The organism is Chitinophaga caeni, from assembly GCF_002557795.1.
In the GTDB taxonomy this organism is placed as follows: Bacteria; Bacteroidota; Bacteroidia; order Chitinophagales; family Chitinophagaceae; genus Chitinophaga; species Chitinophaga caeni.
The window spans coordinates 262,282-275,174 of sequence record NZ_CP023777.1 but is presented as its reverse complement, the minus strand read 5'-3'; the positions used below and the strand labels follow the sequence as shown (position 1 = coordinate 275,174).

At 44.5% G+C, this 12,893-nt stretch carries 14 protein-coding genes; 4 read left to right on the top strand and 10 right to left on the bottom strand.

Features of this window, described 5'->3' with window-relative positions:
- Positions 1-31 precede the first annotated feature (31 nt).
- From COR50_RS01115 to ureA, 8 genes are read right to left on the bottom strand one after another with little or no spacing between them, the layout of a single operon-like run.
- The gene (locus COR50_RS01115) at positions 32-739 is read right to left on the bottom strand and encodes a sulfite exporter TauE/SafE family protein (protein ID WP_098192261.1); all 708 of its coding nucleotides are present in this window, start codon (positions 737-739) and stop codon (positions 32-34) included.
- Positions 736-1,521 (bottom strand): urease accessory protein UreD, encoded by a 786-nt coding sequence (locus COR50_RS01110; RefSeq protein WP_098192260.1) that lies wholly within the window; start codon positions 1,519-1,521, stop codon positions 736-738. Before COR50_RS01110 ends, COR50_RS01115 begins: the two co-directional genes overlap by 4 nt.
- Positions 1,518-2,159, bottom strand: coding sequence for an urease accessory protein UreG (ureG, locus tag COR50_RS01105; protein WP_098192259.1), 642 nt, complete (start codon positions 2,157-2,159; stop codon positions 1,518-1,520). Before ureG ends, COR50_RS01110 begins: the two co-directional genes overlap by 4 nt.
- A 23-nt stretch (positions 2,160-2,182) precedes the next feature.
- Positions 2,183-2,878: an urease accessory protein UreF gene (locus COR50_RS01100; protein ID WP_232516242.1), complete on the bottom strand. Its 696-nt coding sequence runs from the start codon at positions 2,876-2,878 to the stop codon at positions 2,183-2,185.
- Positions 2,862-3,362 carry an urease accessory protein UreE gene (gene ureE / locus COR50_RS01095; protein ID WP_098192257.1) on the bottom strand — a complete coding sequence of 167 codons (501 nt, stop codon included), beginning with the start codon at positions 3,360-3,362 and terminating at the stop codon, positions 2,862-2,864. Before ureE ends, COR50_RS01100 begins: the two co-directional genes overlap by 17 nt.
- Positions 3,363-3,374: 12 nt before the next feature.
- Positions 3,375-5,096 carry an urease subunit alpha gene (gene ureC / locus COR50_RS01090; RefSeq protein WP_098192256.1) on the bottom strand — a complete coding sequence of 574 codons (1,722 nt, stop codon included), beginning with the start codon at positions 5,094-5,096 and terminating at the stop codon, positions 3,375-3,377.
- Positions 5,093-5,467, bottom strand: a complete 375-nt coding sequence (gene ureB / locus COR50_RS01085; RefSeq protein ID WP_098192255.1) for an urease subunit beta — start codon at positions 5,465-5,467, stop codon at positions 5,093-5,095. The genes ureC and ureB overlap by 4 nt, the downstream gene beginning before the upstream one ends.
- A gap of 11 nt (positions 5,468-5,478) precedes the next feature.
- A complete protein-coding gene (gene ureA / locus COR50_RS01080) occupies positions 5,479-5,781 on the bottom strand; it encodes an urease subunit gamma (protein ID WP_098192254.1) in 303 nt (100 codons plus the stop codon).
- A 187-nt stretch (positions 5,782-5,968) separates the two neighbouring features.
- Here ureA and COR50_RS01075 point away from each other — a divergent pair, with 187 nt between their 5' ends.
- Positions 5,969-6,865 carry an aldo/keto reductase gene (locus COR50_RS01075; protein ID WP_098192253.1) on the top strand — a complete coding sequence of 299 codons (897 nt, stop codon included), beginning with the start codon at positions 5,969-5,971 and terminating at the stop codon, positions 6,863-6,865.
- A gap of 30 nt (positions 6,866-6,895) precedes the next feature.
- Here the strand turns inward: COR50_RS01075 and pnuC are convergent, their stop codons facing one another.
- A complete protein-coding gene (gene pnuC, locus COR50_RS01070) occupies positions 6,896-7,531 on the bottom strand; it encodes a nicotinamide riboside transporter PnuC (RefSeq protein ID WP_098192252.1) in 636 nt (211 codons plus the stop codon).
- Positions 7,532-7,618: 87 nt separating this feature from the next.
- Complete coding sequence (locus COR50_RS01065; protein WP_098192251.1) at positions 7,619-8,593, bottom strand: RHS repeat domain-containing protein; 975 nt, start codon at positions 8,591-8,593, stop codon at positions 7,619-7,621.
- 152 nt (positions 8,594-8,745) lie between these two features.
- Between COR50_RS01065 and COR50_RS01060 the strand changes: the two genes are divergently transcribed.
- From COR50_RS01060 to zwf, 3 genes are all read left to right on the top strand, one after another.
- A complete protein-coding gene (locus COR50_RS01060; protein ID WP_098192250.1) occupies positions 8,746-9,696 on the top strand; it encodes an NADP-dependent oxidoreductase in 951 nt (316 codons plus the stop codon).
- Positions 9,697-9,921: 225 nt separating this feature from the next.
- Positions 9,922-11,337 (top strand): NADP-dependent phosphogluconate dehydrogenase, encoded by a 1,416-nt coding sequence (gene gndA, locus COR50_RS01055; RefSeq protein ID WP_098192249.1) that lies wholly within the window; start codon positions 9,922-9,924, stop codon positions 11,335-11,337.
- A gap of 29 nt (positions 11,338-11,366) precedes the next feature.
- Positions 11,367-12,878 carry a glucose-6-phosphate dehydrogenase gene (gene zwf / locus COR50_RS01050; RefSeq protein ID WP_098192248.1) on the top strand — a complete coding sequence of 504 codons (1,512 nt, stop codon included), beginning with the start codon at positions 11,367-11,369 and terminating at the stop codon, positions 12,876-12,878.
- The last annotated feature ends 15 nt before the right edge of the window (positions 12,879-12,893 follow it).

Here is a 12,893-nt window from a genome sequence, read left to right as displayed (position 1 = left end):
ATGAAATACACAATTTATTTAACTTACCGACCTACCAGCCTAGTGCCAGCATGCCTATGCCGCAGATGGTGATGCTGGCGCCGCCTAATATGTGTATATATTTTTCGAACTTACTTTTCTCTAATAAATGGAAGCCGTAGTAACCCAATATGACCATCGCTAGCATGACGAGTATCGTGAAGAATAAAAATACCGTTACCAAGATGAATATGCTGGATGTGGAATGTTGGGCTGCGGGAAACATTAATAATGGAATTAATGGCTCGCAGGGGCCTAAGACGAATATGATAAAGAGTATCCACGGGGTTACTTTTACTTTGTCTTTGGCTAATACGGCAGTGTTATTTTCATGCTTGTGCCGGTATACATAAATGTCGCCGTCTTCATATACATCGAAGTGTTTGTGTGGCCGGTTGCGGATGGCTTGCACGATCCCGTAAACTAAGTATAAACATCCGAATATAAATAATGCCCAGGCGGCTAAGCCTCCCCTTACTTCTTCAATACCCGTGAGTTTTGTGAGCTGCCACCCCAAGTATATCCCGGCGAAACCCAATACCACTGAACTTCCTACGTGGCCGATGCCGCAAATAATTGTCCAGCCGATCGTTTTGCTTAAGCTCCAGTTGCGTGCTTTTGATATAGCAATAAATGGTACATAATGATCCGGTCCCGTGAGCGTATGTAAGCAACTGATCGTAATGGCTGTTATCAATAATGCCCCTAGTTCTGCATTCATATGGCCGTGGTTTTAAGCTTGGTAATGGATGATAGTTCTTGTAAAACTCGGAATAAACTTTCTGCCGAATGACCCAGTATCCGCGCAACCATACCGTTTTTTGAACTTTCAGATATGCCGAACTCAAGTTTGCCCTGTTGCAAATACTTATAGCAAGCTTCAATGGGTAGCTGCGGTGAAGCGGATGTGTCAAAATACAGGAATGTTCCCTGGTGTGTATAATTTTCGTATTGACCCGTAGCAGACATCGGGATTTTTCCCGGGATCAATATTTGATTGTCTTTAAAAATTAATTGCTGATGTAAATATACTTGTGTACAATTTTGTAAACGTTCAAACTGGAACGTTTCACCATTTAACTGTCGACCGGGTGTGATAACTTCCCCGAAGATGAAACGGTTACCGGCGCTGAGGAAAATGTTATTATAACCTTTGAAGTTTGCAGCATGGTGCGGCACCAATGGATGTGGTAAATATTCAAATTGAGCATTACTGGACAGGTTGATTTCCATGTGCTGGAAAGTTCCGTCCGGCGCGGGGAACAAGCGTTGGTAAGATTGCGTAGACAAGCGGCAGTCCGTGTGGCTTCCCGCGTTAATCTGAATATTCCAGCGGTCTTTGTTTAACATGCCGGGTGAGGCGCTCATCAACATCAGTTCAAGTCGGCTGCTACCGGGTAAATGCGGTAATGCAATGATTTTAAAGGGCGGTGTGAAATACCGGTCCTCCAGGATGCTCTTGCCACCCTTCTGCGCGATCGTTATTTTTAATTCACTCCTCATCTCTTCAACTCCGGTTCGGCCACTTCTTCCAACAATGCATATTTCCGGATCCAGCCGATCACCTTATCCAAGCCTTCCAAGGAGAATAAGTTCGTGAAGACGAATGGTTGACCTTTTCGCATCATGCTGGCATCATCTTGCATGACTTTAAGATCAGCTCTCACGTACGGCGCCAAATCAATCTTATTAATCACTAGTAAATCCGAGCGGGTTATTCCCGGGCCGCCTTTGCGTGGAATCTTATCTCCTTCAGCCACATCGATTACGAAGATGGTAACATCTGCCAAATCCGGGCTGAAGGTCGCAGAAAGATTATCGCCGCCGCTTTCGATAAAAATAATTTCAACATCGGGAAAGCGCCCTACCATCTCTTCCACGGCCTCCAGGTTCATACTGGCATCTTCCCGGATAGCCGTATGCGGGCAGCCACCGGTTTCAACCCCTATAATTCTTTCTTGGGGAAGCAGGCTGTTCTTGGTTAAGAATGCGGCATCTTCCTTGGTATAAATATCATTTGTAATAACCGCGATACTATATTTATCAGCCATCGTGCGGGTTAATCTTTCAATTAAGGCAGTTTTGCCACTTCCAACCGGTCCCGCAACCCCGATTTTTATATATTTTCTTTCTTCTGACATATACATATTTGTATTTAAGGCGATCAAGACATATACAGCCTGGAATATAATCGTTCATGCTGCATGCAGCGAACATCGAAACTAACGTTACAAAGTCCTACCATGGCTCGATCGAGCAGCATCGTTTCTTGTACTTTCTCCCCGATTACCGGTAACATCTTATGCAAGATTTCTTGACCATCCTGCTGCCCCAGCGGTACCAACTTCACACAATTAGTGATCGTTGTAACCGTAACATTATAATAAAAGGCATGCAAAGCTGCCGCAACCGGTATATCAAGACAAGCAGCCAATGCTCCGTATGTAATAGGGTAATGTCCCGTAGCCCATTTTTCCTTGATCGCAAATTCATAAGCATCTATCAAGGGGAATTGATATAATGGTTTAAAGATTTTAATCAGTCTTGCAGCCAATTTGTTACTAGCCAAACGGATTTCTTTGGGCGCTTTAAGTGCTTCGCATTCTTCATCAAGTAAAAGTAACAGGCTTTCATCCTTTGCTTTAGCAGCTTGGTAAGATAGGTAAACAAATGCAGCATCATTATATAACAAATTCCAACAGATATAATCATTAACAAATTGTTCTGCACTTGTGGCATCTTTTACGATTCCGCGCTGCACATATGTTTCAAGTCCATTCGAATGTGAGAATCCGCCGATGGGTAGCATCGGATCCGCCAGGTGCAACAATTTACCTATATAATTATTTTCCTGCTGCAAGTTGTAAGATTTTAGTGAATAATGAATGATCCCCATGCCCATGCGGGGAAACAGTCGTATTCAATGGATGTAATAATTTATGTTGTACTTGTGTAGGTTGATAACCACTTGCTTGCAACCATCTGAAAATGGGCGCTTCGTAAGGAATATACAGTTGCTCATCTTCCATGAATAAGGGTAAATGCTTATTACCGATCTCGTAACAAACAGCTGCCATCTCCTGGATATTTCCCGGTTTTACCAAGATCGCTTCGCAAGGAATAATATCGATACTGATGATTAATTGCTCATCTTTCCAAATGATGTCATCTTGCGACAGCCGTACTTTTTCTTGCAACAGTTTCAAGGCAATTTCCCGGCCGCTTTTGCTACGTTTCCGTTGGATGCGTTTGGCAGTTTCGTACCATTCCAAGGCTAGTATATCCCGTTCTTCCTTATCAACGGAAATATCTTTCAAATTACCTACAATCTCTTTAACCAACATGAACCGACCTATTTAAAATAAAAAATACCGCTGCGCCATCGGCAGCACGGCTAATGGCTCGCAAGTGATCTTTTCCCCGTCTACGCGAACTTCGTAAGTTTCAGGGTTAACCGTGATGTCGGGCGTTTTATCATTATGAACCAGGTCCTTTTTCCTCACGGTCCTGCAATTTTTAACAGGTAATAATGTTTTTTGCAAACCGTATTTTTCAGCAATATTATTTTGAATACCTGCTTGCGAAACGAATGTAAAACAATTGCGTAGCAAAGATTTTCCATGGGCGCCAAACATATGGCGGTAAATAACAGGTTGGGGTGTCGGTATCGAGGCGTTCGGGTCACCCATCCTGGATGCCGTAATGACGCCCGCCTTGATGATCATCTCTGGTTTAACGCCGAAGAAAGCAGGCTTCCACAGTACGATATCGGCAATTTTCCCAACTTCCAATGATCCTACGTACTCCGAAATGCCTTGTGCCAATGCTGCATTGATCGTATATTTTGCAATGTATCTCTTGACCCGGAAATTATCATTTTCGTGCCCTTCATCTTCCTTTAAAGCCCCCCTTTGCACTTTCATTTTATGCGCGGTTTGCCAAGTACGGGTAATCACTTCTCCCACGCGCCCCATCGCCTGCGAATCCGAACTCATGATGCTGAACACGCCCATATCGTGCAGGATATCTTCTGCCGCGATCGTTTCCGGGCGTATTCTTGAATCGGCAAAAGCAACATCTTCGGGAACTTTATTATCGAGATGATGGCATACCATCAACATATCCAGGTGTTCATCGATCGTATTTACGGTGAATGGCCGGGTAGGGTTGGTACTCGAAGGAAGTACATTGGGATACGAAGCGATGCGGATAATATCCGGTGCATGGCCACCGCCTGCTCCTTCCGTATGAAAAGTATGGATGACCCTTCCGTTGATGGCTTGAATCGTATCTTCTACGAAACCCGCTTCATTCAGTGTATCCGTATGTATCGCGATTTGAATATCCATCTGGTCGGCAACGCTGAGCGCCGCATCGATAGTTGCAGGAGTGGAACCCCAGTCTTCATGCAATTTTAATCCTAATGCGCCGGCTTCGACTTGCTCTATTAAAGGGGCCGTGCTGGCACAGTTCCCTTTACCGAAAAAGCCTAGGTTCACGGGATACGCTTCCGCGGCTTGCAGCATCCTTTCAATATTCCAAGCGCCCGGTGTTACCGTCGTGGCATTGGTGCCATCGGCGGGTCCCGTACCACCACCGATCATCGTGGTAATGCCACTAAACAAGGCATGGTCGATTTGTTGCGGGCAGATGAAGTGAATATGTGTATCGATGCCGCCTGCCGTAGCAATGAGGTGGCTGCCGTTATGCACCTCCGTAGCTGCGCCGATTACCAATTGCGGGTGTACGCCATCCATCGTGTCAGGGTTCCCGGCTTGCCCGATCGCTACGATCTTCCCATCTTTTACACCGATATCAGCTTTTACGATTCCCCAGTGATCGATAATCATTACGTTGGTGATCACCAGGTCGGGCACACCTTCAGAACGTAATGCCGAAGCGGATTGAGCCATCCCGTCGCGAACGGATTTTCCCCCGCCGAATTTGCTTTCATCGCCATGGACATTTAAATCCTGTTCGATTTCAATAATCAGCTCCGTATCGGCCAAGCGCACTTTATCACCAACGGTTGGCCCGTACATGCTAACATATTTTTCTTTCGATATGGAAAGACTCATGATGATTTAAATTTAAAGTTGAGTTGATGTGCTTTCGCGATACTTTTTTCCCTGGTGGCATTATCCTTGGTGGATCCATTCACAAGATTGTTAAATCCTCGAACGACCTGCTTGCCGCCGAATGGAACGAGCTCTATGCTTTTCTCTTCACCGGGCTCAAAACGAACGGCATTCCCTGCCGGGATATTGAGCCGCATACCGAACGCTTTATCGCGTTCGAAAGCCATCATCTTGTTGACCTCGAAGAAATGAAAATGAGCGCCCACCTGGATGGGGCGATCGCCGGTATTCAGAACGGTTATGCGGATAGGCTCGCGACCTTTATTCGCGGTGATCTCTCCTGGCTTAATAAAGTATTCGCCTGGTATCATAAATAATTATTTTATTGAATCGGGTGATGTACGGTAACGAGTTTGGTCCCGTCAGGGAATGTGGCCTCGATCTGGATTTCATGGATCATTTGTGCAACGCCTTCCATTACATCCCCGGCCCTGAGGATAGTAGTGCCGTATTGCATTAATTCCGCGACCGATTTCCCGTCGCGGGCAGCTTCCTGTAGGTGGCTGCTGATGTAGGCCACAGCCTCCGGGTAATTTAATTTTAAACCGCGGGCTTTGCGTTTTGCCGCCAGTTCTCCCGCCAAGTACAACAGCAATTTTTCCGATTCTCTTGCAGTGAGATGCATAGTTGAGATTTTGATGATAAATGGCTTGGCGTATGATGTAGGATAGCCGTAATTTAAGAAAATCTGCCTTGATTCCGTTCAACTATTCCGAAATTTACCTGCCGATGCTTTCTTTTTGCAGAAAACGGCAATCATCGTATATTCAAATAACGATGATTATTGATGGGTGTTTAAAATTAATGAAGCGATGAAATATAAGAACCTGGGATCAACCGATGTAAGTGTTAGCGAAATCGCATTTGGCTGCATGAGTTTAGGCGCGATAGATTCCGAAAATGAAAAACTTATCCATGCTGCTATTGAAGCGGGGATCAATTTTTTTGATACGGCTGATTTATATGCCAAGGGTTACAATGAAATTACCCTGGGAAGGGCTTTGCGCGGGCAGCGCAACCAAGTAGTGCTGGCTACGAAAGTAGGAAACCGGTGGAAACCTGATGGTTCCGGTTGGTATTGGGATGCCAGCAAGGAACATATATTGAAAGCCGTTAATGAGAGTTTGAAACGCTTACATACCGATTATATAGATCTGTACCAATTGCACGGTGGAACGATGGAAGATAATATAGATGAAGTCATTGAAGCCTTCGAATTGTTACAACAACAAGGTAAAATTCTCCATTACGGGATTTCATCCATCCGTCCGAAAGTAATTAAGACTTATGTAGAAAAGTCGAATATTGCCAGCGTGATGATGCAATACGGATTGCTTGATCGCAGGCCTGAAGAAAGCTGCTTGCCTTTATTGCTCGAAAAAGGGATCGGTGTATTAGCGAGGGGGAGTTTGGCCAAGGGGTTGTTAGTCAATAAAGAACCTGCAACCTTTTTATCGCATAGCCTGGAAACTGTGAAGCAGGTTGCAGATGTTGTAAGGTCGATGTCGACCAAGGAAGATCACCGTTCCGCCGCGCAAACGGCGATACAGTTCGTAACGCAGAACCCTGCTACAACCAGTGCCGTTGTGGGTATCCGTACCATGGAACAGTTGAAAGATGTTGTGAATGCTTGTAGTGTTGCCCCTCTTACGATGGCTGAATACGATGAGTTGAAGAAGGTCGCACCCCTGATCCGGTACCAGGATTAATTTGGATTTGCGGATTTATGCGGATCTGGATTACCTGGAATCATTATTCAATTCCTTTCTCCAGGCGAAATATCCATACGAGGATAGTATTAAGAATAGGGCATATTCAAGCATTACGAGGAGTATGCCTTGTTGTGCGTAGAGGTAAATACAAAATACATCTATTATTATCCATAAAATCCAGTTCTCAATTATCCTTTTTGCTAACAAGGTATTGGCCACGATACTGGCAATGGCTATAAAGGCGTCAACATACGGATATGCGACAGCTTGAAGGTATGCTGGATGGTTTGTTGTTATCCAGCGGGTTGCCCATCCCAGGCATGCCGTTAGTATAGGGATTGATACAAGTAAGTAAATGCATTGTTTCTTTGTAAGTTTTCGAACCGGTACGCCTTCCCTTTGTTGGTGGTTCCAAGTAAACCAGCCATAAATACTTAGGAAGAAAAAATACACTTGCAGCAGCATGTTGGAATAAAGCTGCACCTGGTAAAATATCGCGAAGAAGCAAATAACATTAACAATAGTAGCTACCCAGGTGAGTTTATTTTCCTTGGCTGCCAGCCATACCGAAAAAATACCGGCAACAGTACCCGCCAATTCAACAAAGCTGAGTTGGTAACCGAATGGTTCCCATGCGATATCGTGTATGTCGAAAAAGTTCATGGTAAAAGGCCTGCATATTTGAGCTTTCAAATAGCAGGCCTTACAAAAATAGAGGATTCAACAATCAATCTTTCTTCTGATTTGGGACTATTTATAATAAGTATACTTTTTATTCTCAACTAAAATTAGTTTGCCTGGCTCTATGGTAACTTTTTTAACAGGATTTTTATGTTGATCATATTCTATAGTTAACTCCTGTAGTATTGTTCCTTCGGCATCTTTTAACACGATATGACTTTCTAGCCCCGCCGTATTGTAACTTGCAGATACCGACCGGAGGAATTTCCAGTTTCCATCAAATATGGAATCGGTAACCAGGCTGTCTTTGCTATTATAATAAAAAGCCTCCACTACCTTTAACTTTTTTTCATTGTCATAATACGCGTGGGTGCTTTCCTTTCCTGTTTTAGTGTAGTTAAAAGTTTCGATTGCATCCAGGGTATTGTAAGTATAAAAACTTTTTTGAGTTACTTGATTCTTATCATTATAAACATAATGTGTCGTTTTATTATCGGCATCGGTTTCTTGAATGATTTGACCCTTACTATCGTATTTTTTACTGAGAATTCTTTCCTTTCCAGGGTATGTGTATTGTACGGTTGTTAGGTTCCCTTTGGCATCGTAAACATATTCTTTCGTTTCCGTAAGCTTGCCATCTTTATAGTAATTTTCTTTAGAGATTTCTTTATTGTCTAAATACTCGACGATCATCGTTGTATTGGATTGGGGCAGGGTGACAATTATTTTCTTGTTAATCGGATCATAATTGTATTCCATGATGTCCTTACTATTGAATTGATTGTTTTTATACTCATAGCTAACTGATCCTGTAAAGTACCCGTTAACATTAAAACGGATATCCATTTTAAAAATGTCTTTGAGTTTATTGAGATCCGTTTCTTCAAGATCATCTGTATAATATTTGAATATTTCAAGAGATGATACCTTGCCTTTCAGCTTTGCAATTTCGATGTCACTTTCTTTCTTCTGCGCGGCCAGCTTGAATGGGGAAACGATGTAGATAGCCAAGATGCATATTGCCTTAGTATAGGTTATTCTCATATTGTAGGTGATTGTAAAGAACAAAGATTCTCATTTTAGTGTTGTTTAACAATACTGATATTTTGGTATTTTTTATGCAGTAGAAATGAATATCAACACTAATTCAATATATTTATATATCTGCTTCAAGAATAATGTTAAAATAGAATGCCATGAAAGCTGTTGCCGTAAAAGCCTTTAAGTCCACCCCGGAATTGATGGAACTCCCCAAGCCCCAAGTTTCCCCCGGTCATATCCTCGTTAAGATGGCCGCAGCCGGTATGAATCCTTACGATTGGAAACTGACGGATGGTATTATGGAGGGACATATGCCGCATGTTTTCCCTCTAATTATGGGGGTTGATGGCGCCGGGATCGTGGAGGAAGTAGGCGAGGGAGTCACGCGTTTCCAAGCGGGTGATAAAGTTTACGGCCAGTTTATTCATAAGCCCATCGGGGAAGGCTCTTATGCGGAATATATCAGCGTTCCCGAGAAGGTGGGTATTACCATCGCCCCCAAATCTATTCCCCTGACAACGGCAGCCGCAATCCCTACCGCGGGTATGACGGCCATGCAATTGCTGGAAAAGCTGGGGTTAAAACCTGGCCAAAAACTATTGATTGTTGGAGCAACGGGGGGCGTAGGTTCCTTTACCACCGAAATTGCGGCAGCCCTTGGTCTTTATACGGTTGTTACTGCCAGCCCGGCTAATTATCAAAGAATGCTGGATCTCGGCGCCAAGGAAATCATAGATCATACGAAGGCCCCTGTAATTCCCCAAGCGCAGGTAAAACATCCGGAAGGGGTAGACGGATTAATTGACCTCGTGAGCAATGCGGAGGAGTTTGATAAAATGTGCGGTTTAGTAAAACCCGGTGGCACCGCCCTCACAACTTTATTCGTGGCTAATGCCGAAGCCATCCGGTCTAAAGGGCTCAAAGGCGGTAATTTTGAAACCAAGGGTAGTCCCGAAGCCTTGGACGAATTATCTAATATGATAGATCAACAGAAAATCATCGTGCCCGTGGGAAATATCATTTCCCTAAAAGAAGCTCCCGAAGCAGTGGCCCTCAGTAAAAACGGGAAGGCCCGTGGTAAAACGGTCATTGAAATAGGATTGTAAAGATTATTGTCAACCCTTGCTAAATGCTTCTTTTTTATTAAATGACAAGTGCCTGGTTTTTATTTTTTACCGGGTAGAAATCTTGTATAAGTGCCATGGTGGCTGTTTTTACGTGGCGGTAATACTAGGGCCAAGCGTTCCTTAAAATCAAGACTTTAGGCTAAAACCTTGACCTTCCACTAAAAAGCCTAATTTTGTCGGATCATAGTCTAGCGATTAAACTTTATGGCAAACAGCTTATACGATTTTGGAATGATTGGGTTAGGCGTAATGGGCCGTAACCTTTTACTCAATGTCGCGGATCACGGTTTCTCGGTAATCGGGTTCGATAAAGACAGTGAAAAAACTCAAGCCACCGAGCAAGCCGCCACCCCCGGTACAACCGTGAAGGGTGTGAACGAGCTTTCAGAAATGGTGAAAAGCTTGAAAAGCCCCAGGAAACTGATGATGTTGGTGCCTGCCGGTAAGCCGGTGGATGATGTCATCGAATCTCTCATCCCTTTATTAGAACCGGGTGATGTAATCATGGATGGTGGGAACACCCATTATACCGATACGCTCCGCAGGGCTAATGCATTAAAGGAACAGGGCATTCATTTTATAGGTGTTGGTATCTCCGGTGGAGAGCATGGCGCCCGCACGGGTCCGAGCATTATGCCCGGTGGCGATAAGGAAGCCTATGCACATTTAAAGCCCATCTTGGAATCTATCGCGGCAAAAGTTGGCGATAGCCCATGCGTAGCCTACCTTGGAAAAGGTGGCGCCGGTCATTTCGTTAAGATGGTGCATAACGGCATCGAGTACGGAATCATGGAGCTGATCAGCGAAGCCTATGCGTTGATGAAATATGGGGCCAAACTGGATAACGATCAACTACACGATATTTTTGCCCGTTGGAACAAGGAACAACCTTCTTTCCTGCTGGAAATCACCAAGGATATTTTCTTACAACCTGACGATAAAACTGGTAATCGCCTGCTCGATATGATCGATGATAGGGCCGGGGCCAAAGGAACAGGTAAATGGACCTCGCAAGATGCTTTAGATTTACCGGTCCCCGTTACCGTTATCGATGCTGCCGTAGCTGCCAGGAACATTTCTTCCTTGCAGGAAGAGCGCCTGGATGCCTCGAAAATCTACCCGGTGGTGCCTACCAATATTCCGGGAGATATAGACACTTTCGTTTCCGAAGTTTGGGATGCGCTGCAATTCGCTACTATCATGAGTTATGCTCAAGGTTTGGCAATGTTGCAAACCGCTTCCAAAGAGCTGGCAATGGATATCGATATGCCGGAAGTAGTCCGCGTATGGCGTGGTGGATGTATTATCCGCTCCACCTTGTTGGAAGACTTCTTCAAGGCATTTACCGCCAACCCTGCTTTAGTAAATATCTTATTGGATGAAGGGATGGCAAGTATCGTTAAAACCAAGGTAGATGGCACCCGCTCCGTGATTGCTTATGCCGCATTAAACGGTATCGCTTCACCGGGATTCTTGGCTGCCTTATCTTATTTTGATGCTTTCAGAAGCGCCCGGATGAGTACTAACATGGTACAAGCTCAAAGGGATTATTTCGGTGCGCATACTTATAAAAGGATCGACATGCCGGGTACTTTCCATACCGAATGGCAATCACACTAAATCATTTTTATCTTACATATTAACTGATCATGTTACACCATAAACGTCCACCGGCCTCCATCGTATTTATTTTCGGAGGAAGTGGCGACCTGAACTTGAGGAAATTGACTCCTGCCTTGTACAACTTGTTCCTGGATGAATGGATGCCTGAACAATTCGAAATTGTAGGAATCGGTAGAACTGACTATAGCCATGAAGATTACCGCGCGCGTTTAGTAGACGGTATCGGTAAATTTTCTCGTAAAAATGCAAAAGGCGGCAATCACCTTACCGAGTTTTTCCAACATGTTAGCTATTTACAACTAGATGCGGAAAAAGACGGGAGTTATGAAAGCATCTCCCAAATAGTGAAAGAGAAAGAAGCCGCATGGGGAACACATCCTAACGTGATCTTCTATTTGGCAGTAGCGCCCCAATTAGTGCCGGAGATCGTTCCGAAACTTGGTGCGCTCAACCTCTGCGCAGACAAAAAATGCACCCGCATCGTGGTGGAAAAGCCTTTCGGGCACGATCTAGAATCTGCTAAGGAACTGAATACATTGCTGGGCAGTATATTCGCAGAAGACCAGATTTACCGGATCGATCATTATCTCGGTAAAGAAACCGTGCAGAATATCCTGGCATTACGTTTTGCAAATGCTTTGTTTGAGCCGGTTTGGAACAGGAGCTTTATTGAACATGTACAGATAACGGCAGCGGAAAGCGTGGGTTTAGAAGGCCGTGGCGGCTATTATGAGCATTCCGGGGCCCTCAGGGATATGGTGCAAAACCACATCCTGCAATTGCTGTGCATGATCGGCATGGAAGCGCCCGTCTCATTCGATGCCAACGAAATCCGTAATAAGAAAGTAGATGTATTGAATGCTATCCGCCGCATAGAGAAGGATGAAGTACACGATTATTCAGTACGCGGACAGTATGGCGGTGGATGGATGAAAGGCAGGCAAGTAGTAGGTTACCGTGAAGAAAAAGGAGTAGATCCGAAGTCTGAAGTAGAAACATATGCCGCTGTTAAATTTTATATCGATAACTGGCGCTGGCAAGGCGTTCCATTCTATATCCGTACCGGTAAGTATATGAATGAGAAAGCAACACACATCACCTTGCAGTTCCGCCAGGCGCCGCATTACGCCTTCCCGGCAGAATCTGCTGAAACTTGGCGCCCTAACCGCTTAACGATCAGCATTCAACCGGAGATGGATATCCGTATCCGCTTCCAGGCAAAACGCCCGGGCCAAAATATGACCCTGGACCCGGTGAATATGATCTTTAATTACGATGAAGCATATTCCGAACATACGCCTGAAGCATACGAAACCTTATTGCTTGACGTGATGGAAGGGGATGCCACCCTATTCATGAGAGCAGACCAGGTAGAGGCGGCATGGAAAGTAATTATGCCGATCTTGGAAACATGGCAAGCACGTGCCCCGCAAGATTTTCCAAATTATGCCCCGGGCTCCTGGGGGCCGGAAGATGCAGACGCATTGATTGCCAAGGATGGTCATGCCTGGATTAATATTGCCAATCCAAAGGCTTAATAAAATTGATTTTTA

What these genes read in the sequence shown, in the direction of transcription:
- ureA (WP_098192254.1), bottom strand. Translation starts at nt 5,781, where the DNA reads ATGCATCTCACTGCAAGAGAATCGGAAAAATTGCTGTTGTACTTGGCG.
- ureB (WP_098192255.1), bottom strand. Translation starts at nt 5,467, where the DNA reads ATGATACCAGGCGAATACTTTATTAAGCCAGGAGAGATCACCGCGAAT.
- gndA (WP_098192249.1), top strand. Translation starts at nt 9,922, where the DNA reads ATGGCAAACAGCTTATACGATTTTGGAATGATTGGGTTAGGCGTAATG.
- ureC (WP_098192256.1), bottom strand. Translation starts at nt 5,096, where the DNA reads ATGAGTCTTTCCATATCGAAAGAAAAATATGTTAGCATGTACGGGCCA.
- zwf (WP_098192248.1), top strand. Translation starts at nt 11,367, where the DNA reads ATGTTACACCATAAACGTCCACCGGCCTCCATCGTATTTATTTTCGGA.
- COR50_RS01060 (WP_098192250.1), top strand. Translation starts at nt 8,746, where the DNA reads ATGAAAGCTGTTGCCGTAAAAGCCTTTAAGTCCACCCCGGAATTGATG.
- COR50_RS01075 (WP_098192253.1), top strand. Translation starts at nt 5,969, where the DNA reads ATGAAATATAAGAACCTGGGATCAACCGATGTAAGTGTTAGCGAAATC.
- pnuC (WP_098192252.1), bottom strand. Translation starts at nt 7,531, where the DNA reads ATGAACTTTTTCGACATACACGATATCGCATGGGAACCATTCGGTTAC.
- COR50_RS01110 (WP_098192260.1), bottom strand. Translation starts at nt 1,521, where the DNA reads ATGAGGAGTGAATTAAAAATAACGATCGCGCAGAAGGGTGGCAAGAGC.
- ureE (WP_098192257.1), bottom strand. Translation starts at nt 3,362, where the DNA reads ATGTTGGTTAAAGAGATTGTAGGTAATTTGAAAGATATTTCCGTTGAT.
- ureG (WP_098192259.1), bottom strand. Translation starts at nt 2,159, where the DNA reads ATGTCAGAAGAAAGAAAATATATAAAAATCGGGGTTGCGGGACCGGTT.
- COR50_RS01115 (WP_098192261.1), bottom strand. Translation starts at nt 739, where the DNA reads ATGAATGCAGAACTAGGGGCATTATTGATAACAGCCATTACGATCAGT.
- COR50_RS01065 (WP_098192251.1), bottom strand. Translation starts at nt 8,593, where the DNA reads ATGAGAATAACCTATACTAAGGCAATATGCATCTTGGCTATCTACATC.